Genomic DNA, 21,621 nt, shown 5'->3' with positions numbered 1-21,621 from the left:
ATAGACGCTTAGAACGACTAAACTTACCATTTTTATCTGCAAATCGCCTAAAAAATAGTCGCTGTCAGTGCCATGGTCGAATGTTCAACACGCCCTAGGTAATACGCCGCTTTTTTTGTTAAAAAACTAGGCCGTTAGCAATATGAGTTACCCTAAAAGATGATTACGAATCAGATCAACCATATAAGGCTGATAGTAAGCTGGAATGTCATGACCCATACCATCGATGAGATAAAATTTGGCATTAGGGATAGTCTTAGCCACTACTTTGCCTTGCGATGCAGGCAAGAGCCCATCGGCGCTACCATGCATAACGATAGTCGGCGCTTTTACTTTTTTACTAAATCGCGCAATGGAGCCAGACGCCAAAATAGCATTGAGCTGCTGCAGCGTGCCTAGCGGGTGAAAGCTACGCTGATAGCGCAGCTCTGCCACTTCACGTACTGCCCGAATATCTATATGCCCAGGCGTACCAACCGTCTTAATAAACCAAACACTATGACGGACGATATCGCGCTCAGAGTGACTCTCAGGACGATTGATTAAGGTATATAATTGTTTGGGTTTCGGTGGCCGCAAAAAGGCGCGATTGTTTGTAGTAAACATCAAAGCCATACGATCAACTAAGCTTGGATAACGCGCGGCGACAATTTGGGCAATCATACCGCCCATAGAAGCGCCTATCAGGTGCGTACGCCCAAGGTTTAAAACCTTAATCAAACGCACAGTATCCTCTGCCATATCGGTAAGCTTATAAGCGACTTGCTCACTTTTATTGGACAGACCTGCCTGCAGACGAAACATCATCTTTAGCTGATTGACGCGTGGTAACCCATCAATCTGCACTTTCGAGGACAGCCCAATATCCCGATTATCAAAACGTATCACAAAGAAGCCGGCGTCAATGAGCCTTTTTATAAAGCTATTGGGCCAAAAGATCATTTGTGAGCCTAAGCCCATGATCATTAGCAGTGGCGGATTATCAGGGTTGCCGCCAGCTTCGACGCAAAGCTCGATACCATCGCCAATATCTATCATTGTTTGATACAGATCTTTACTCAGATCTGAGGGTGTCCAATGATGCTCACCGAATTTCTGCCAGTCTGAAGTCGGATACTGCACTTGTTTTTTAGTAGTAGCAGTATTCACCGCGTCATGATTAGTAGTGTCGTCACTAGCCATGCTGTGACTAGCGTTGACACGATGTTCGTTAATACTACTATCAACGCTGCTATCTGTATCAGAAGAGTTTGAATTCGTCATAACGTGTCCTATTTAGAGGGTCCAAGTTACCTAGTTATCAAGGTACTAGCTCTAAAACTCTGCCATCTCAAAATCAAGCTTGCCCACACCGCATTCAGGGCAGATCCAGTCATCAGGAACATCTTCCCAGCGGGTACCAGGGGCAATACCTTCTTCAGGACAGCCCAGCTCTTCATCATAGATCCAGCCACAGACGATACATTCATAACGTTTCATACATAATCCTATCTATCATTGCTCATTTATCATTAGGGTTTTAAGACGATCTAAGCGCGCGTAGTGTAGCATATATCGCCGCTTAGCTCATTTAAGTTTACACTTGTATATTGAGATAAGTATGCCTTTATTAAAGCCCTATCGCTATATTCAATAGTGAAGCTGCCGTCATTTTTAGCTGTCATCACTGTTAGTACAGCAATTATGCTACTATAACGAGCGATTATGATGACCGCTAAATTTTGGTTATAATCGCTATATTTTTATCCTATAAGGACTTTTATGAGCGCTACAAAAGCGACATCATCCGCTAAGACTGCTACTAACGACACTACTGTCATCAATAAAGAGCATCCGCTTTGGCAAATTATTCGTACTGTACCCAACTTTCCTAAGCCAGGTATAGACTTTTATGATATCACCCCTTTACTGCGCAGTCATATTGATGAGGTAATTGATGCACTGTTAGCGGCATTGCCAGAGGGTCTCATGGATGAGGTGGACTGCTTAGGAGCAGTTGAGGCGCGCGGCTTTGTCTTTGCAAGCTTACTAGCAGGCCGCTTAGGTAAAGGCATGATACTACTTCGTAAACCCGGCAAGCTGCCACCACCAGTTGCTAATAAGGCTTATGCGCTAGAGTACGGTAAAGATACGCTTGAGATGCAAAGTAACTTGCCCCCTGAGCGTTTACTCTTGGTTGATGATATTTTGGCCACTGGTGGCACTTTGCGCACCGCCTATGAGCTGTGCAAAGCCGCGGATCATAATGTGGTAGGGGCGCTGGTATTATTAGACTTAGTCGACTTGCATGGCGAGTTCCCAGTGCCGGTTTATACGGTCTTAAAAGCCTGAGTAGACTTTCAAAGCAAGTATTGATATTGCAAAACAAGTATTTAGATAAAAAAGCGCTCGAAATAGAGCGCTTTTCGGGTGATTCAGTTTGTTTGGATTATCTACTTGAACTAACGCATAGCTGCTAATGCTTGCGCCAACTCTTCACGAGCGCTAATAAAGCCATCAATACCTTTTGGTAATAGATCTTGGGTCACTTTATCGTTTTGATAGGCGGCGCTGAACTCTTCATGGGTTAAACTGACTTTACTCATAGCATCTAGATCCGTCGACATCGTAGGCGAGAGCTGGCGGGTGACCTCGACATCCATGTTGGCAAGCTCATCTATTAAGTTTGGCGCGATAGTTAATAAATCACAGCCCGCTAAGGCTAATATTTGCTCTACCGAGCGGAAACTTGCGCCCATTACCTGCGTTTGATAACCGTGTTGTTTGTAGTACTGATAAATAAGCTTGACCGATTGCACGCCCATATCATCGGCGACAGGGACGTTTTGGCGATTTTGTTGGCGTTTTTGCCAGTCTAAGATACGTCCAACGAATGGCGATATCAGCGTGACACCAGCATCAGCACATGCAATTGCTTGATGCTGACCAAATAGCAAGGTGAGATTACAGTGTATGTTCTGAGTTTCAAGATAGCGGGCTGCTTCAATACCTTGCCAAGTTGCTGCCATCTTGATGAGTACTCGATCTGAATCAACTCCTGCCTTTTGATAAGCCTCTATATACTCCAAAGCCTTATCGATAGTGGCCTGAGTATCATAAGACAAGCGCGCGTCTACCTCAGTCGATACCCGGCCTTCGATAAGCTCTAAAATACTACAGCCGATTTGGATCGTTAAGGCATCGATAACGGCATCGACATCACCTTGCTGACGACTCATCGTTTCTGCTAGCATCGATTGATTATCAGGGTGAATCAGCGCTTTGGTGATGAGGCTTGGATTGGTGGTCGCATCGATAGGCTTGAGACGCTCAATAGCGGCTAGATCGCCAGTGTCAGCGACAATAGTAGTCATAGTGCGAAGCTGTTGTAATGCGCTCATTAAATATCCTTGTCATTATAATAAGGGTTAAACCTTGGGGTTACTCGTAGATTGTCTTTAAGACTCTAACACAGATTTGCGTGTGGGGTTACTGCTAGTCATAGCGATTGCGAGTATTTCTTATGATAAGGCGCATACCACAAAAAGCTATGCCCTCATTTACTTTATTTCAGCTATTGATAGCTATTTTGCATGGGCACTGTCAGCAGTTTTTGCTATAGTAGGGGCGATCCATCGTTTACCTGCCTTATTGGCCGATTCTTTTATGAGTAAAGCGGATAATAGAGCCGATAGGTTATCAATGATAATCGAATATTAATAATAACCAAACATCAATAATAAAAAGTGAATGACTAAATTTAGAATCAAGCGATAATCACTAGATTTAGACGTTAGTTTTCTTCAATATAGCAAACGTTAACCGTTTCAAAAAGGATATAGGATATGAGTAAGTCGCCGGCAGAGCAAAAACCAGACAATATGACGTCAGTAAGTACTGATGTCAGCGGCGCTGCAACCGATCAACAGCTTTTGAATCAGCTGCGTCAAGACATAGACGCAGTGGATAATGAGATTCATAAGCTGATTAATAATCGAGCAAAATTAGCCCAAAAAGTAGCGGTGGCTAAAAAAGAGCATCTAGCGGAGCAAAAGTCCGATAGCCATCCTATCTTTTATCGTCCTGAGCGTGAAGCGCAAGTACTAAAAGCGGTGATGGCGCGTAACGAGGGGCCTATCTCTGATGAAAAAATGGCGCGTCTGTTTCGTGAGATTATGTCGGTTTGTCTAGATTTAGAAGCGCCGCAGCGTATTGCCTTTTTGGGACCGCTTGGCACTTTCACTCATGCGGCTGCATTAAAACACTTTGGCAAAGCGGCGGACACTATGCCGCTGACTACGATTACCGATGTGTTTCGTGAAGTCGAAGCGGGTACAGCGATGTATGGCGTCGTACCTGTCGAAAACTCCTCTGAAGGGGTGGTGAATCATACTTTAGACGGATTCTTATCCTCATCGCTGAAGATCATCGGCGAGGTTGAGCTGCCGATTCATCAAAACTTCTTGGTCGCTGAGCATACTAAGATCGACAGTATCAGCCGTATCTATTCGCATCAACAGTCTCTCGCGCAGTGTCGTCATTGGCTCGACGTCAACTATCCTAGTGTCGAGCGTGTGGCCGTCTCAAGTAATGGCGAAGCCGCTCGCCGCCTAAAGAACGAATGGCATTCAGCTGCTATTGCCGGAGATGTGGCAGTCGCTGAATATGATCTGCATAAGCTGTACTCGAATATCGAAGACAACCCGAGCAATACCACGCGCTTCTTAGTCATCGGCCACGAAGCTATCGCGCCATCTGGCCAAGACAAGACCTCTATTGTGGTCTCCGCTCATGACAAAGCTGGTGCCTTGATCGAAATACTTAAGCCGATGTCTTATCATGGTGTGTCGATGACTAGTATTGAGACCCGTCCTGAGCGCCCGAACAAGTGGGCTTATGTGTTCTTTATCGATATGGAAGGCCATATTGATAGTCCTAACGTCAGCGCCGCTATCGCTGATATACGTCCATTGGTCAAAGACGTGCGCATCTTGGGCTCTTATCCAAAAGCGGTGCTTTAAGATATAGAGTGTGGTCATTCGTAACAAGATATCTATTTGAGTCAGCGTAAAAAAGGACAAAGCCATGCCATCTGCCAAAAACTTGCAAGCTAAGACGCTTCAGCCACTAACGCCAGCCTACGAGAGTTTAATGGAGCTAGCACCTTATCAAACGGGTAAGCCGGTAGAAGAGCTGACGCGTGAATATGGCGTCTCAGATGTGGTCAAGCTGGCAAGTAATGAGAACCCTATGGGCTGCTCACCAAAGGTGACTTTAGCGATAACGGAGCAGTTAAGTCAGTTGGCGCGTTATCCGGATGGTAATGGCTATTATCTCAAGCAAGCGCTGTCAGACTTTACCGATATGAGTATCGATAGCATCACTTTAGGCAATGGCTCTAATGACTTGCTCGATATCTTAGCGCGAAGCTTCGTCGGTGCTGATGATGCGATCGTCTATAGTCAGTACGGGTTTGTGGTGTATTCGATGCTAGCGAAGATGCAGGGCGCGACTGGTATTGAGGTACCAGCGAAGCGTTTTGGTCATGATCTAAAAGCGATGCGTCAAGCTGTCCTAGATAATGCCAATACCAAGATCGTATTCATCGCCAATCCCAATAACCCAACGGGCACTTTGTTAGACAGCGAGGCGCTACGCGAGTTTGTCGCGAGTATGCCAGCTTCAGTATTAGTGGTACTAGATGAAGCCTATATCGAGTATAGTCCTGAGAGTAATAATCGGGCGCTATTAGACGAGTTTGATAATGTGGTGATAGTACGTACTTTCTCCAAAGCTTATGGCTTAGCCGGCTTACGTGTCGGCTATGCGCTCAGCTCGCCGCTAGTGGCGGATTTGCTCAATCGTATTCGCCAGCCATTTAATGTTAGCCGTATCGCTCTTGCGGCAGCAGCAGCGGCACTAACGGATCAAAGCTTTATTAGCGAAGTGCGAAAAATCAACGCCGGACAAATGCGCTGGCTTGAGAAGCAGTTTGATGCGCTAGGACTTGAATTTATCAAATCATATGCCAATTTTATTATGCTAAAAATAGAAGGTGCGGCTGATATTAACCAAGCGTTATTAGAGCAAGGGGTGATTGTACGGCCTTTAAAAGGCTATGGTCTAGAGGATTGGTTACGAATTACCGTAGGCTTAGCAGAAGATAATACACGCTTGATTGATACTTTAAAATCTATCTTAAATGCAGAGTGACCCCTTTTAATAGTCACTCATTTATATCTATTAGTTATTCCATCTAGTCGGTATTAAACTAGGCCGGGTTGAAGATTTGATATGCTTTATGATGACTGCTCAATACGCCTTAGCCGAGACACTAGATCAATTTGTAAGATACATATAATAAGATACATATAATAAGATACCTATAATAAGAGATCCATGAGCTATCTAAAATCCACAAACCATCTCACTACAGAGCCGTTATTTGAGCAAGTCTGTATCATAGGTCTAGGGCTGATTGGGGCTAGTCTTGCGCAAGCGATTAAAGATAATAGCCTAAGCAAACGCCTAGTCGCTGTCGATAAGCATCAGCCGAGCATCAGCGCCGCTCTTGATCAGGGTTTGCTCGATGCTGGCGGTAGCTCTCTAGCCCAAGTCGTGAGTGGCTCTGATTTGATCGTTATCGCCATCCCAGTGCAAGCGGTATCAGCGGCATTCACTGAGATTAAAGCGGCAATGCAGAGCGGTATACTTGCCTATGACTGTGTGATCAGCGATGTTTGTAGCACCAAAGCCAATGTCATCGCCGCTGCTAACGATGTTTTTGCGACTTCACGAAAGGGCTTGCCTACTGGATTGGTACCTGCGCATCCAATTGCTGGCGCTGAGAACTCAGGCTATCATGCCCGCCGCAGCGATTTATTTATTAACCATAGCGTCATTATTTGTCCATTAGCGAGCACCGATGAGTCAGCTATCACTAAGTTGCGGCAGTTATGGGAGTCGGTCGGGGCAAGTGTGATGTCGATGGACGCTCAGCATCATGATGCGGTGCTGGCCCATACCAGTCATTTACCGCACTTATTGGCTTATAATCTAGTCGATCAACTGGCCAGCCACGATGACAATTTAAATATGTTTCGCTATGCCGCTGGCGGTTTTCGCGACTTTACCCGTATCGCGGCGAGTGACCCTAAGATGTGGCATGATATCTTCTTTGCCAATCAAAATGCGATAATCGATGCACTCGATGAATACAGCGATTATCTACAAAATATACGTAAGCTTATTATTGATAAAGATTCAACTGCCCTGATGGGCCTTTTGGGCCGCGCGCAAGCCGCACGGCGACATTTTGGTCATATGCTAACCAGCACCCCTTATACGGATACCTCTGCTATGTCAGCTTCTTATATTATTTCTCCCAATACCAGTAATGCCGTCAATGGTACGATCACCATTCCAGGTGACAAGTCGATATCGCACCGTAGTATCATGTTCGGTAGTATCGCCGAGGGCGTCACGCGCGTGACTGGGTTTTTGGAAGGGGAAGATGCGTTAGCGACGCTACAAGCATTCAGAGATATGGGCGTGACTATCGAAGGGCCAGACAACGGTAAGCTCACTATTCATGGCGTGGGGATGAATGGGCTAAAGCCGAGCAAGACACCTATCTATATGGGCAACTCTGGCACCAGTATGCGCCTGCTGGCTGGTATCTTAGCCGCGCAAGATTTCGATAGCGTGCTGACCGGTGATACGAGCCTCAATAAACGCCCAATGGAGCGTATAGCCTCGCCACTACGGCAGATGGGCGCTATCATCCAAAGCACGGGCACTAGCGGTACCTCACCGCTTAGTATTACCGGCCGCGACAAAGCGGGTAAGCCGCTGCAAGGTATTGAGTATCAGATGCCAGTGGCTTCTGCGCAAATCAAGTCTTGCTTGTTATTAGCTGGTCTGTGGAGTGAGGGTACAACGACAGTGACGCAGCCGGAAGTCAGCCGTGACCATACTGAGCGTATGCTATCAGCCTTTGGTTATGACGTGAGCGTCGATGGCAATCGTATCAGCGTGGAGGGCGGCGGTAAGTTAACCGCTGGCGATATCGCCGTGCCAGCCGACATCTCTTCAGCGGCATTTTTTATGGTGGCGGCAGCGATCAGTCAAGGTAGCGAGCTGACTTTGAGTCAAGTGGGTATCAACCCAACGCGCACTGGCGTTATCGATATCCTAAAGCTGATGAATGTAGATATCAGTCTAAGCAATGAAACTCATGTTGGCGGCGAGCCCGTCGCTGATATTACTATTCGCTCCTCAAACCTACAAGGCATTGAGATACCTGAGCACTTAGTGCCACTGGCAATCGATGAGTTCCCAGTATTATTTGTCGCTGCCAGCTGTGCAAAGGGTCGTACCGTATTAACAGGTGCTAAAGAGCTAAGAGTAAAAGAGTCTGATCGTATCGCGGTCATGGCCGATGGCTTACAAACCTTAGGGATTGACTGCACCGTAACTGAAGATGGGCTAATCATTGAGGGCAAGGGCACACAAGGTCAAAGCGATGAGATGGATAACCAGCAGCCTGTCTTTGGCGGTGGTCATATCACCTCGCATCACGATCACCGTATCGCGATGAGCTTTGCGGTTGCGAGCCTGCGTGCCTCCAAGCAAATCATTATCGAAGGCGTGGAGACGGTGAATACCAGCTTCCCAGGTTTTGCAGAGCTCGCCAATCAAGTAGGTATGTCTATTGAGGTAGATAAAGGCGCTGAAACTGATAACGCCTAAAGCTTGCTATATTTTATTATTGATCAGTTAAAGTGCGATTAAAAAAAGCTTAATGATATAAGTAATTGGTAAGTAGCAATGTGTTGATGTCCTTATGACGTTGACGCATTGCTTTTCTATTTAAGTCATAAGCGCTCAGTAATAAAATCTAAGTAATAAAATCTAAATAATAAAACCAAAATAACAAAGTCCAAATAATAAAACTCTTTATCTCACAAACGCATCTTTCTCCTTTTACTGACCTGCCTATAAACAAATGCAGGAGATATAAAAGAGCATAAAATGCGCTTTGCCTAAATAAGTTGTCTGATGTATGACTACCCAAAATGTGCTAAAAAAACCAGTAGCCGTAGTGCAAACCACAAGACGCGGCATTATTACGGCGCTGATAGCGTTCTCGATTTGGGGCACGTTTCCGCTGTACTTTAAGCAACTAAGCGCATATGACGCGACCGAGATCATCGGTCATCGTATTATTTGGACATTTTTATGCTTATTAGTGGTTTTAGTCGTAACCAAACGTTGGCAATGGATTAACACCCTTAAAAAAAACCCAAAATGGTTAGCGCTAACTTTTTTATCTGGTTTGATTATCGCAACTAATTGGCTCACTTACGTCTGGGCGGTGAATCACGATCAGATACTAGAAGCCAGTTTAGGGTATTTTATCGGGCCTTTGGTCGGCGTGGCGCTATCGATGATCTTATTTAAAGAGCGTATGCGGCCGTTGCAGTGGGTAGCGATTGGCTTTGCTTTGGTGTCGGTGCTCATTCAAGTCGTTATGCTAGGGAGCCTGCCTTGGATATCATTGATATTGGCTTTTAGTTTTAGCACTTATGGCACTATTCAGCGGCAAACCCCGCTAACTGCCGTTGATGCAATGTTTATCGAAACCGCGATGCTCGTACCGATATGCGTATGGTGGTTTTGGCAGTCGGATGTCGTCAGTAGTCAGATCAGCTTTTGGTTCACCTCCAATATCTGGCTATTGATGCTGGCAGGGCCGATTACCTTGATACCCTTACTGCTGTTTAATAAGTCCACTAAGCTCGTCGCTTATAGTATTCTAAGCTTTATGAATTACTTGACGCCGACCTTTATCTTTTTCTTAGCGGTGTTTTACTATAAAGAACCGTTTGATCTGCATCGCTTAGCCGTATTTGGCTTGATATGGTTCGGCTTATTATTATTTAGCATCGATTTATGGCGACATCGTCCAAGTAAAATGCTAAAAGCCAAACACTAATCCTATAAAATTTGTAATCTTAATGCATTCATATGACTATTAGCAGAGAACTTTAAGGATAAGCACATGTTACCTAACGAAGCAGATGTCGTATTTGTCAAAGGCTTGAGCGTTGAGGCAGTCATTGGCGTCTTCGACTGGGAGCGCGCAATCACACAGCCGATCATGATAGATATTACGCTTGAAACCGATATCAGTAAAGCAGCGCTATCAGATGACGTCAAAGATGCTTTGAGCTATAAAGACGTCTGTGATGATGTGGCAGAATGGTGCAAAGAGCTCAAAGCCAAACTGCTTGAACATCTAGCCGAACAACTTGCCGAGAAACTATTAGCCAAATATAACTGCCAAAAATTGACCCTAAGCGTCGCTAAGCCGACAGCTATTAAAGAAGCAAACGCAGTAGGGGTACAAATCACGCGTTTTGCAAAAAATGGCAACGTGTAAACAATGAGCAATAATAATTTAGTGGGTTTGCCGCTAGAGCATTTACCAAAGATTAGTTTTGGTAAACTGCAAGCACTGCCAGTGAGTGCAGTATGGTTAGCTTTAGGCAGTAACTATCAAGCGAATCATCACTTGGCGAATGTCCGGACAACTCTAGCTAAGCTTGGCGAAATTGAGCTATCTTGTGCCATTAAAAATCCTGATATTACCGCTAGCAAAGAGCAGCCAAAACCTGATTATATCAATCAAAGCGTTTATTTAGCTTTGCACAAAGATATGACTTTAGGGCAGCTACAGACGTTTTGTAAAAACTTAGAAGACGAGTGTGGTAGGGCGCGTGCACAGAAGTCACAAGGCTCCGGTCAGCAAGTAGCAGTTACCAAAGTGAGTATGGATATCGATATTTTGATGGTTAAGCTAGAAGATCAACAAAATAGCCTAAGCAGTAGTAAGGATAAATGGATTATTATAGCGGAGCGCTTTCCTTTTGCAAACCATGAGATGACTGGGATAAAAGCGCTCAAAAAAGAGCTAGAGTTTTTAACACAACCGAATTCATCATTTTAAAGGTTTAAATACAGGTAGTGTTCTATAAAGGAGTCATTCTTTATGCACGATATAAAATGCAATATTATTTCAAGAGTGAATAAAAGTGAGAAGTGGTTTAGACATCACGCCTCACTTTACTAATTATATCGATGACTATTTTTCAGCTGTATCCGCTTTATCCAGATCACTTTGGCCAATGACATCGATATCTTCTAAACACAGCTTATCGTACTGTTTTTGACAAAACTCAGGATCGAGCTTGCACATAGCTTGCTGCATCTGGTCTAAGCGCGTTTCAGACTGCTGAATATGCTCAAGCATTTTGGCAAAAGCTTCAGCAACAGGGTCTTGTGAATAAGGATCGATACCATAAGCTTGGAAAGTTGTATCACGTGCTGATGTTGTAGAAGGCTTATCGTCTCCGGCTTGTTCGGTTTTCTTAGGCTCCTCCTTATCAGTGATAGTGCCTTTGGCCGCTTTTTCTTGTTGCTTAGAGTCATTGATTTTTGCAACGATAGGGTTGCCTTTTTCATCGTGGTACTCAGAGATCATACGCGCGGCACTACCGACCATAGTGGCGTTAGCAGGTACCGGCTTGACCACTACCGCATTCGAGCCAATTTTGGCATTTTTGCCGACCGCGAATGGGCCTAAAACTTTTGCGCCCGCACCAACGGTGACGCCATCTTCTAGCGTAGGATGACGTTTACCATTATTTTGTGAGACCCCGCCTAAAGTGACACCGTGATATAAGGTGACGTCATCGCCAATCTCAGCGGTCTCGCCAATCACCACGCCGACGCCATGATCGATAAAAAAACGTTTCCCAATCCGCGCGGCAGGATGTATCTCAATACCGGTCACGATACGTGAGCCGTAAGAGATCACGCGCGCAGCGAGCTTTTGCTCATGATTCCATAAGTAGTGGGCACCGCGGTGTAGTATCAAGGCATGAATACCGGGATAAGTCAGAATAACTTCTAAGCTATTGCGGGCGGCAGGGTCACGCTTAAAGACCGCATCAATGTCTTCTTTAAGATCTTTTTTGAACGTCTTGAGCGATTTAAGTAGGGTAGATGGCGATGGCATAACGCGTCCTATCATATTCTTTGATGACATACTGAATGAAACTGCTTGTTTATCATTTTAGTTATAGCAGCTTTGCCTGACAAAATATAGCTATAAGCCATAAATAATAACAGATTCATAGATAATGTAGATTTATTTACTAAAAGCAGAATGTATAGTGTCGTTATGCTGACAGGCGCACAACCTAGCCATACAGCTCATCGTAACATTCTGCTTAGTTTTATTTTAAATGGCGACTGCTTAAGTATTACTAGTAATATATTTAAGAATCTCGACGATTTGTTCAGGGGTTTGCGCCCATGCCATAGCGGCCGCGTCGACTTCTTTTAACGGATGAATAATATCGTCATTATGTAGAGTGATGTAGGGCTTATCTAAGGCGGCGCAGAAGCCGGCATCAAAGGCTGCGTTCCACTGCTTGTATTTATCACCAAAACGAATAATGGCAATATCACAGTTCTGGATTAAGGTCTTAGTGCGGATGGAGTTGACCTTAGATGACTGATGATCGCGCCAAAACTGTTTGTCGTTCTCACCCAATAGATCACCTGCAGCATCGCTAGCGTCGTGGTCAGTCACGGCTGAGGTGAACTTAATATTAAGGCCATGATTTTTTGCGCCTTGCATGATTTGCTCGCGCCAGTCTGTGTGGATCTCGCCTGATAAGTATACTGTCCAATTCATAATGAACTCCTTTTAGTTTTTAGTGCATAGCGCTTTAAGATATAACAGCGTTAGGTGTTTATGAGTTTAGCGATCCTTGGATAGTTTAGCTATTAAAGCACTTAGCAGCTGATATTCCTTTTGATCAAGCTGAAGACGTGAGCCTAGGCGCGATAAGCGTGCTGGCAGGGATCTTAGGTGCTCGCTATTAGCAAGATTGAGCGCTACCATCAGCTCAGTGCTGCGCTGCGTGAGACTTTGCAGTTGTTGCTGAGTAATAGCGGGCTCATCCCACTGTTGGCGGATATAAGTGTTGACTAGGGGTGAAGCAGTTTGGTCCTCGTCATGACTACTAGTGGTTGTTTTGCTCTCATCAATGAGCTCAGGATTCGCACCCGCTTTATGAGTTTGCGCATACGCGAAAATAAAGCTTGCGATGACTTGCACGGCTGAGGCGACATTGAGCACTGGATAATCAGGGTTGGCGTCGATTTGGATATGATAGTCGGCAAAGGCCAGCTCTTCATTGGTGAGGCCTCGGTCTTCACGGCCAAAGAGGATAGCAATCTTAGGGCGGCTCGCTGCTGAGAGTTCGGACTGATCGCTAATATCAGTCTGCGTATCTATAAAGTCCAACATAATCTTAGCCGCCTGCGTCGGAGTCACCACGGGGCGCGGCAGATGACGACTACGACTACTGGCGGCGAACACTAGCTGACAATCACCAATTGCTTCTTCTAGAGTCGGTGCGATTTTAGCAGCTGCTAATATCTCACTACCACCCGCTGCGTGCGAGACACTAGTTTCATCTATCGGCAGCTTAGGGTCGACGACCGTCAGATGAGACAAACCCATAGTATGCATAGCTCGCGCTGCTGAACCGATATTGGCAGGTAGGGTGGTATTGACCATCACAACTTGCAGGCAGGATAAATAATCGCTAACTTTTAGGGCGCTGGGTGCGGAAGAGGTAGATGTCATATCTATAACCCTAAACGTTGGTTGATCTCTTGTTCGACGTCCAAAAGTGCAGCTGACAAGCGCGTAATTAGCTCACTTTGGTGGCTTATCTGCTGCCTACGACAAGCACTCTCTAGCTGCTCGCTGAGCGCTACTAATTGCATAGCGCCTAAAGTAGCACTAGCCCCCTTTAAGGCGTGAGCAAATTCAAAGCCATTGGCATTATCGTTATTGGTTTGCGCCGCTTGCATCAGTACAATTCGCTGTTTATTATCGTCGATAAAGGTCTGTACTAAATCGGCAAAGTCTTCTTCTAGTAAGTCGCGCATCTCTTCGAACTGGGCATCATCAATGATGGCGTGAGCGCCATCGTGGTAGCTATCGCCAATCGTGTTAATGTTTTTGTACTCAGCATCCATCATGATAAAAAGGTCCAATAAGGGTAAGAAAAAGTGGACTAAGTTAAGTTTACTAACGACTTATACTGCCATCAGTGGTATAGGTTTTAGTTATAATGAAAATGTAGGTTGTCATCACTGATCATTGTTTTCAACTGTTGTAGATTATCATCATTAGGATAGACGCGCCAATGCTCTGATAAGCCGACATTGGCGATGCCATAATCGGCGTAGACGCTGAGGCCAAGCGGCGTACAGTTGTCATTTATGACGCCATCATTAGAAGTAAAATTATCTTCAGCAGTATTAGCAGCATTTGTATCTAAGGCCATAAGGTCATTGCCGTCCTCGTCATATAAGCTTGCACCCATAGCGCTATCGTAATAGTCTTGAGCGCCGCCTTCTAGCTCATCATCCTCGCCATAGTGGGATAGTCTTGGCGCTGGAATGATGTCAGCTTGTGCTGATTTTAATAAAGGCTGCAAGCGAGCAAGCAGATTAAGATCTTCATGGTGCACTTTGATACTGATCTTTTTAAGCCAGCGCAGACGCGCATCGACCATCGTCAACGCATTATCAAGGCGAGCAAATAGGCGTCCATCACGCTCACGGATACTGCCTTTAATGATGACCACCTCATCGACTTTTAACTGCTCTTTGACGCGATTAAAACGCTCAGCATAGCAGCTGACCTCAAGCCGTGAGGTGCCATCATCTAAGGTAATGACATGGCGATTACCAAAGTTTGCCATGTCGATAATCAGACCCGCGAAATAACAGCTACCGTTATAGCCGGTGTCAGTGAGTTTGTTGAGCCGCGTCCCTGAAGTATAGCGTTTGAGCTCATCTAAATACTCATTAATCGGGTGACCGGTGAGATACAGGCCTAAAGTATTCTTCTCAGCTTTTAGGCGGTGCTTATCGCCCCAAATTAGCTCGGGCGTCATTTTCAGCGGCGGCGCAGCAACCACGCTGTCCATCTCACCGAACAGATCCATCATGCCAAGCTCGCCATTTTTGCGGTCTTGTTCAGCGGCTTGCACCGCGCTTGGCAATTGACTCATCAATGCGCCGCGTATCTCATAAGCGGCATCGCTTGGCAAGTCAGGCCGTAGCGTAGCAGCAAAGTCATCAAAGCAGCCGGCACTGACCAAAGCTTCAAGCGTGCGTTTATTGACCTTTTTAATATCGACACGGCGACAAAAGTCGTATAAGTCGGTAAAAGGTCCATCAAGGCGACGCGCTTCAACAATAGATTCAACCGCGCCTTCTCCGACGCCTTTGATTGCGCCTAGGCCGTAGATAATATTGGTCGGGGTGTCAGCGACAAAGTGCCATTCACTGCGGTTTACCGATGGATTGTCTACAGTCAATCCAAAGTTTTCACGGCAGTCATTGATAAAGAACACCACGTTGTCGGTGTTGTTCATATCGGATGTCAGTACCGCAGCCATAAATTCGGCAGGGTAGTACTGCTTAAGATAAGCGGTCTGATAAGCGAGCACCCCATAAGCAGCAGAATGCGAGCGGTTAAAACCATAACCGGCGAACTTCTCCATCAAATCAAATACACCGCCTGAGGTGACCTCATCGATACCTTGATCGGTGGCACCAGTGACAAAGATATCGCGCTGTTTGGCCATCTCTTCGGGTTTCTTTTTACCCATAGCTCGGCGCAGCATATCCGCACCGCCGAGACTGTAACCGGCCATGACCTGCGAGATCTGCATTACTTGCTCTTGATAGACAATAACGCCGTTGGTGTTTTGCAGTATCGGTTCAAGATTGGGATGATCGTAGATGACTTCTTCGCGGCCATGCTTACGGTCAATGTACATCTCTACCATGCCGGCATCGAGAGGGCCGGGACGGTAGAGGGCGCACATCGCGATGACATCTTCGATGTTCGTTGGTTGCAGCTTGGCTAGGTACTTTTTCATACCCATGCTCTCTAACTGAAACACGGCGGTGGTTTTGGCATCTTGAAGTAGTTTATAGGCTTTGCTGTCATCTAGTGGCAAATCTTCTAATACTAAAGCCTCTTTACCTTCACGAGCGCGGCGCTCATTGATGTTTTTCACTGCCGCATCGATGACAGTTAAGTTACGTAGTCCCAAAAAGTCAAACTTCACTAGTCCGACATCTTCGACATCGTCTTTGTCAAACTGACTAACACGGTGACCTTCGTCATCACAATAAATAGCGCTAAAATCAGTGATCCTATGCGGCGCGATCAGTACGCCGCCGGCATGCTTACCGACGTTACGGCACACGCCCTCTAATTTGACCGCCATCTCCCAAATCTCGATGGCATCTTCATAGTCCATATTGTCTGGATTGGAGATTAAGTCTTTGAGCTGCGGCTCTTGCTCTAGCGCTTGGCTGAGAGTGATGCCAGGCGTTTTAGGAATCAATTTAGAGATTTTATTGGCCAAAAAGTATGACTTGCTTTGTACCCGCGCCACATCACGCACCACCGCTTTTGCCGCCATAGTACCGAAGGTGATGATTTGTGAGACCGCTTCACGGCCGTAAGTTTGCGCCACATAATCGATGACGCGGTCGCGACCTTCGATACAAAAGTCAATATCGAAATCGGGCATCGATACCCGTTCAGGGTTCAAAAAACGCTCAAAGAGCAAGTCATAATGGATGGGATCAAGGTCAGTAATGTTCAGTGCATAGGCCACTAAGGAGCCAGCGCCAGAGCCACGCCCCGGACCGACAGGCACGCCGTTGGCTTTTGCCCAGCGGATAAAGTCCATAACGATTAAGAAGTAACCAGGAAAGCCCATCGATAAGATAATCTCTAGCTCATACTCTAAACGCTCATCGTACTGCTTACGAAAGTCGCTCCAGCTCTCGTCGCGCTCAGCCACAGGAAACAGCTTGTCCAGTCGGTGCTCAAGACCGCGCTGCGATTCGGCTCGAAAAAACGACTCTATGGTCTCGCCCTCAGGCACAGGAAAATCAGGCAACACGTTGATGCCTAGCGTCAGTGTCACATTACAGCGGGTGGCTAGGCGGATGGTATTATCGATAACTTGCGGAATATCAGCGAACAGCTGCTGCATTTGTGCTTGAGTTTTTAAGTACTGCTCATCAGAATAATTCCGCGGACGATTGGCATCTGCTAACACGTAAGAGCCGGCAATACACACACGGGCTTCATGAGCATCGAAATCCTCTTGCTGTAAAAAACGCACGTCATTGTGAGCCACTAGTGCTATACGATGCTTAGCGCCAGCATGAATAGCCGCTTGAATAAACGCATCTTCACCGCTGCGATTGGTACGTTTTATTGCAAAGTATAAGCGATCGGCAAATTTGGCCTGCCATTCAACAAGGAGCTCATCTGCGCGCTCTGGCATAGAGCCAATAAGCGCCTGTCCGACATCAGATTTTTCAGTAAATAAGACAATAACGCCGGCGGCATGAGCAAGGATGTCACTACGCTTGACGATAGGGGTGCCATGATTGGCAGGATCAGCGCGGCCCTCGGTGAAGCCTAGCGAGACGATACGAGTGATGTTTTGATAGCCCTCATTATCCATAGCCAGTAACGTCAGTCTCGTGTCTTCATCGTCCATGATGACTTCGCTGCCGATGATAGGCTTGATACCAGCGTTCAAACAGCCGCGATAAAACTTCACTGTCGCATAAAGGTTGGATAAATCAGTCAGTGCTAGTGCTTGCTGATTATCTGCCGCCGCCGCCTTAATAAGTGGCTTGATACGCACGATAGAGTCAGTAATAGAATATTCGCTATGAATGCCAAGGTGTACAAATGCCATAGGGTACTCTTAAAAGCCAGGAGAAAAGCGAGTTGGAGATCAGATAAAGGTGCTATTTTGCTATTGTGTTCATCACGTTGTAATGAGTTTCTTATAAAAAATAGTGCTTATTATCAGGAACTTACCTCGCAACAAGCGCTATTCATACAATAGCGACAGCTTTTGTGTCAGCCGTTAATGATAGCATTTTTTGATACTGACAGCTACATTTTCAAACGCTATTGATGGCGTAAGAAGCTCAGAAGATAAATGGATAACATATAGTGAATACACTATAAACGATAACGTACGACTGAGAGGTTTAATTTTCAATAAAGCTTGCGCAGCATCAAAGACAGGTAGGAAGCAAGCAGCAAGCAAATAGAAAATAAGTAAAGTTCATACCAGTAGCGCATCTAAACGTATGAGTGTTCTATGCTTATTAGCGACGACAAAAGCCTTCTATACCTGCCTTCTATACCTGCCTTCTATACCTGCATAGTAAAGAGGGCTCGTTACGTTTATTTTATAGGCCACATTCATAGCTTGATACCACTAATAGCCAACCACCGCCGCATCGACAATACGTGGATCAGAAGCACCATAAATTCCAGTAGGTGTCAGCATAATAGACTGCGTCGAGCCCATAGTGTCTTTGGGGCTGACTTTATGCCCCATAGATTCTAGCTTTTTTACCGTATCGATATTGAGAGCTTTCTCAACACGAATCTCATCAGGCAGCCACTGATCATGGATACGCGGCGCGTGCGTGGCCTCAGCGATATTCATATCGTGGTCGATAACGTTTGAGATGATTTGGGTAACGGTAGTGATGATACGGCTACCACCGGGACTGCCAGTGACGATATAGGGCTTACTGTCTTTAAATACTAAGGTCGGGCTCATAGAAGATAAAGGACGTTTGCCCGCTTCAACGGCGTTTGCCGCGCCGCCGATAAGTCCATAGGCGTTTGGGGTGCCAGGCTTAGCAGAGAAATCATCCATCTCATTGTTGAGCAGTATGCCTGTACCTTCGGCGACAAGGCCGGTGCCATAAGAGAAATTGAGCGTATAGGTATTGGCTACTGCGTTACCGGCTTGATCAACGATAGAAAAATGCGTGGTTTGATCGCTCTCATAGGGCAGTGGGTTATTGGCTTTGATACTAGCCGCTGGCGTGGCCTTATTAGGATCGATTAGGCTGCGTAGTTTGTTGGCGTAAGGACGGGCGGTCAGTCCGCTAGTCGGCACATCGACAAAGTCAGAATCGCCTAAATACTCCGCTCGATCGGCATAAGCCAACTGCATCGCCTCGCTCATCAGATGAATCGTTTGCGCGCTATTTTGTCCATAGTCCTTGAGCGGATAGCCTTCTAGGATATTTAATATCTGTACGATGTGAATGCCACCAGAGGACGGCGGCGGCATAGAGACAATCTCATAGCCGCGGTAGTTGCCGGTCACAGGCTCGCGAACAATGGCCTCATAATCTGCTAAGTCCTGCAAGCTCATAGCACCGCCAGCCGCGTTGACCGCTTTCACGATTTTGCTTGCAGTATCTCCCTTATAAAAACCATCTGCGCCTTTATCAGCAATAAGCTGTAGCGAGCGCGCAAGCTCTGGCTGACGCAAACGCTCACCAGGCTGATAGGTACTGCCATCAGGTTTGAAGAATATCTTTTTGGTACTTGGCCACTTTTGTAGCCGCTCTTTTAAAGCCTCCAAAGATTCAGACAAGCCTGCGGTGACGTCAATACCATCAGCTGCCAGCGCTATAGCAGGTGCCATCACTTGCTGGCGCGTCATAGTGCCGTGATCCTCAAGCGCTTTAAGTAGTCCGGCAACGGTACCCGGCACGCCAACCGCTAAGCCGTGATAACGCGACAAATCACTGATTGCTTCGCCATTAGCATCCAAATACATATCGCGCGTCGCACGACTAGGCGCTTTTTCGCGGTAATCAAGGGCAATGGTCTTATCTTGCTTGGCATCATAAATCATCATAAAACCGCCGCCGCCAATATTACCGGCTCGCGGCAGGGTCACGGCCAAAGCAAAACCTACCGCGACCGCTGCATCAACAGCATTGCCGCCGTCTTTTAGAATTTGTAGCCCTATATCTGAGGCCAGTGCTTCTTGGCTTGCGACCATGCCGTTTTTGGCCCATAACGGATGCTGAATAGCCGCGCCTGAATAGATAGCTTGTTCGGCTTTAGCGGTAGCAGGAGAGGACAAAGCGTTGGGTGCCGCATTTGACTTAGCTACAGTTACGCGCTGAGTTTCAGAGATGAGGGTTGGGTTCTCAGTCATAGCCGCTAAGTTGATAGCGCTAGTATTGATAGCGGTGTTATTCGTCACTACTGGGCGGTTTTCCGCGCTGTGAGCAGATATTGCTAGCAAAAGGGTACTACTCAGAAGTAAAGTAGCCCTGTTAAAATTGATTTTTGAAGGTATCATCGTAACGTCCTTTTAACGAGTTAGAGTAGAGGCTAGCGAGCAGGTATTTTAGTTAACGATAGAGTTTATATCCTCTCAAAATGAGGACGCGCTCTATAGGAGATAAAAATAACTAAGCCAAGTCATTCGCCTGTAAATATTTAAGCGTACGCTGATGGCCATAGTGCCACTGCGCTTGCATTTGCTGTACAAAGTCGTCGTAATCAGCATGAATGAGATCAATTCGTCCTTGCCGTACATTAAGTCGTTTACGTGCATGTTGACCGGCTAGGGCTTTGCCATTATCAGCGAAGGGCAACCAATGAATCTTATTTTGCTCAATATCGTTAGTACTATTCTTATCAGCCTTAAAGGACAAAACCTCAGCTAATCTTTCATTAGGATCAAAGCCAAAAATACGCTGAATCGCAGGTGCCGCTAGTACTCTATCATAGCCCGCTTTGGTTTCAGCAAATACGCTATTGCCAAACTGAGCTGCCAACTCGATAGGTGTCAAATCTATAACGCCGCCTAAGCTCCAACCCAGCCCTTCGATAAACGTCGGCTGCAGATAGTACATATCTGCCATCGATGCTCTGACCGCTTGCGCAATATCCCAATCCGTAACAAGATGAAGCGCTTGCATAATACGCATAGGAGCATAGCGATGAGTAGGGCAAGCTAAAGTTTGCTTATCGATACAAGCGCGCAGATGATCTGGGGTGAATAACACTTCTTGTAATTTGGCAGCCAGCTGCAGGTTTTTTGCTTGATGCATTTGTTTTAGCGAGTCTTCTGTGGGCACAAGACGGCTAGCAATAATCGCAGTATCAGGAAAAGCATTCATGTCAAGGCTTGGTTGTAGCTGGATCAATTCATCTAGCCAAGTCGTCTCGTCGGCAATCTCAAACATGGCAAAATTATGTAATTCTGCCAACAGCTCATCATAAGTTTCGCGCTGATGTAATTTTAAAGTCCTAGAAGCGCTTGTTGATAGTCCTAAGCGTTTTAGCCCTTGATAAAAATAGCTAGGTTTTCGTTGTTTTGCGCTTAGCGTAAAATCTTGCCGATGCCGACTGGATTTTACGACGTTATAGAGCGCCTTACTCTCAATTAATAGTTTTAGATCTTCTGGGTCTGGGGCGATATTGACTAAAAGGCTGGCTAGACTCCCGCCGCAAGTGGCTAGTATCAAATCAGGCTTTAGGCCGTACTCACACAAAGCGGCGTAACTGCCTAAATAGTAGCCAAAACGGTAGCCACCACCCGAGAATAGCTGCACGCGTTGATAAGGTTTGGACTCAAGTAAGCTATCGTTATTCATTGGAGA

Annotated in this window: 17 protein-coding genes; 7 read left to right on the top strand and 10 right to left on the bottom strand. The window is 46.0% G+C overall.

Annotated elements, in window-relative coordinates; genetic code table 11:
* Positions 1-147: 147 nt before the first annotated feature.
* Together JMY03_RS08345 and JMY03_RS08340 are read right to left on the bottom strand one after the other, a co-directional pair.
* A complete protein-coding gene (locus tag JMY03_RS08345; RefSeq protein WP_051397510.1) occupies positions 148-1,038 on the bottom strand; it encodes an alpha/beta fold hydrolase in 891 nt (296 codons plus the stop codon).
* A 276-nt stretch (positions 1,039-1,314) separates the two neighbouring features.
* Positions 1,315-1,479, bottom strand: a complete 165-nt coding sequence (locus JMY03_RS08340; RefSeq protein ID WP_025646921.1) for a rubredoxin — start codon at positions 1,477-1,479, stop codon at positions 1,315-1,317.
* Between the two features lie 282 nt (positions 1,480-1,761).
* On the opposite strand from JMY03_RS08340, the gene JMY03_RS08335 reads away from it, so the two are divergent.
* Positions 1,762-2,331 carry an adenine phosphoribosyltransferase gene (locus JMY03_RS08335; RefSeq protein ID WP_025646922.1) on the top strand — a complete coding sequence of 190 codons (570 nt, stop codon included), beginning with the start codon at positions 1,762-1,764 and terminating at the stop codon, positions 2,329-2,331.
* A gap of 110 nt (positions 2,332-2,441) precedes the next feature.
* Here JMY03_RS08335 and JMY03_RS08330 read toward each other — a convergent pair whose 3' ends face one another.
* Positions 2,442-3,380, bottom strand: a complete 939-nt coding sequence (locus tag JMY03_RS08330; protein ID WP_025646923.1) for a transaldolase — start codon at positions 3,378-3,380, stop codon at positions 2,442-2,444.
* 480 nt (positions 3,381-3,860) lie between these two features.
* Here JMY03_RS08330 and pheA point away from each other — a divergent pair, with 480 nt between their 5' ends.
* The 6 genes from pheA to JMY03_RS08300 all read left to right on the top strand — a co-directional run bounded on the left by pheA (position 3,861) and on the right by JMY03_RS08300 (position 10,990).
* Positions 3,861-5,000, top strand: a complete 1,140-nt coding sequence (pheA, locus tag JMY03_RS08325) for a prephenate dehydratase (protein ID WP_025646925.1) — start codon at positions 3,861-3,863, stop codon at positions 4,998-5,000.
* A 64-nt stretch (positions 5,001-5,064) separates the two neighbouring features.
* Complete coding sequence (gene hisC / locus JMY03_RS08320) at positions 5,065-6,192, top strand: histidinol-phosphate transaminase (RefSeq protein ID WP_201602887.1); 1,128 nt, start codon at positions 5,065-5,067, stop codon at positions 6,190-6,192.
* 186 nt (positions 6,193-6,378) lie between these two features.
* A complete protein-coding gene (locus JMY03_RS08315) occupies positions 6,379-8,730 on the top strand; it encodes a bifunctional prephenate dehydrogenase/3-phosphoshikimate 1-carboxyvinyltransferase (RefSeq protein WP_201602884.1) in 2,352 nt (783 codons plus the stop codon).
* A 313-nt stretch (positions 8,731-9,043) separates the two neighbouring features.
* Positions 9,044-9,976, top strand: a complete 933-nt coding sequence (rarD, locus tag JMY03_RS08310; RefSeq protein WP_201602881.1) for an EamA family transporter RarD — start codon at positions 9,044-9,046, stop codon at positions 9,974-9,976.
* 66 nt (positions 9,977-10,042) lie between these two features.
* The gene (gene folB / locus JMY03_RS08305) at positions 10,043-10,423 is read left to right on the top strand and encodes a dihydroneopterin aldolase (protein ID WP_201602878.1); all 381 of its coding nucleotides are present in this window, start codon (positions 10,043-10,045) and stop codon (positions 10,421-10,423) included.
* A gap of 3 nt (positions 10,424-10,426) precedes the next feature.
* Positions 10,427-10,990: a 2-amino-4-hydroxy-6-hydroxymethyldihydropteridine diphosphokinase gene (locus JMY03_RS08300; RefSeq protein ID WP_201602875.1), complete on the top strand. Its 564-nt coding sequence runs from the start codon at positions 10,427-10,429 to the stop codon at positions 10,988-10,990.
* Positions 10,991-11,125: 135 nt separating this feature from the next.
* Here the strand turns inward: JMY03_RS08300 and cysE are convergent, their stop codons facing one another.
* From cysE to JMY03_RS08265, 7 genes are all read right to left on the bottom strand, one after another.
* The gene (gene cysE / locus JMY03_RS08295; RefSeq protein WP_201602872.1) at positions 11,126-12,061 is read right to left on the bottom strand and encodes a serine O-acetyltransferase; all 936 of its coding nucleotides are present in this window, start codon (positions 12,059-12,061) and stop codon (positions 11,126-11,128) included.
* Between the two features lie 240 nt (positions 12,062-12,301).
* The gene (locus JMY03_RS08290; RefSeq protein ID WP_025646932.1) at positions 12,302-12,745 is read right to left on the bottom strand and encodes a YtoQ family protein; all 444 of its coding nucleotides are present in this window, start codon (positions 12,743-12,745) and stop codon (positions 12,302-12,304) included.
* A 66-nt stretch (positions 12,746-12,811) separates the two neighbouring features.
* The gene (locus JMY03_RS08285) at positions 12,812-13,705 is read right to left on the bottom strand and encodes an RNA methyltransferase (protein ID WP_201602869.1); all 894 of its coding nucleotides are present in this window, start codon (positions 13,703-13,705) and stop codon (positions 12,812-12,814) included.
* A 2-nt stretch (positions 13,706-13,707) separates the two neighbouring features.
* Positions 13,708-14,106 (bottom strand): Hpt domain-containing protein, encoded by a 399-nt coding sequence (locus JMY03_RS08280; protein ID WP_227675559.1) that lies wholly within the window; start codon positions 14,104-14,106, stop codon positions 13,708-13,710.
* An 83-nt stretch (positions 14,107-14,189) separates the two neighbouring features.
* A complete protein-coding gene (dnaE, locus tag JMY03_RS08275; protein ID WP_201602866.1) occupies positions 14,190-17,876 on the bottom strand; it encodes a DNA polymerase III subunit alpha in 3,687 nt (1,228 codons plus the stop codon).
* A 534-nt stretch (positions 17,877-18,410) separates the two neighbouring features.
* A complete protein-coding gene (ggt, locus tag JMY03_RS08270) occupies positions 18,411-20,312 on the bottom strand; it encodes a gamma-glutamyltransferase (RefSeq protein ID WP_201602863.1) in 1,902 nt (633 codons plus the stop codon).
* A gap of 112 nt (positions 20,313-20,424) precedes the next feature.
* Positions 20,425-21,615: a patatin-like phospholipase family protein gene (locus JMY03_RS08265; RefSeq protein WP_201602860.1), complete on the bottom strand. Its 1,191-nt coding sequence runs from the start codon at positions 21,613-21,615 to the stop codon at positions 20,425-20,427.
* Positions 21,616-21,621: the final 6 nt, after the last annotated feature.

Origin of the sequence: Psychrobacter submarinus (assembly GCF_904846685.1) — a bacterium.
GTDB classification, from domain to species: Bacteria; Pseudomonadota; Gammaproteobacteria; order Pseudomonadales; family Moraxellaceae; genus Psychrobacter; species Psychrobacter submarinus.
This window is presented reverse-complemented; position numbering and strand designations above follow the sequence as displayed.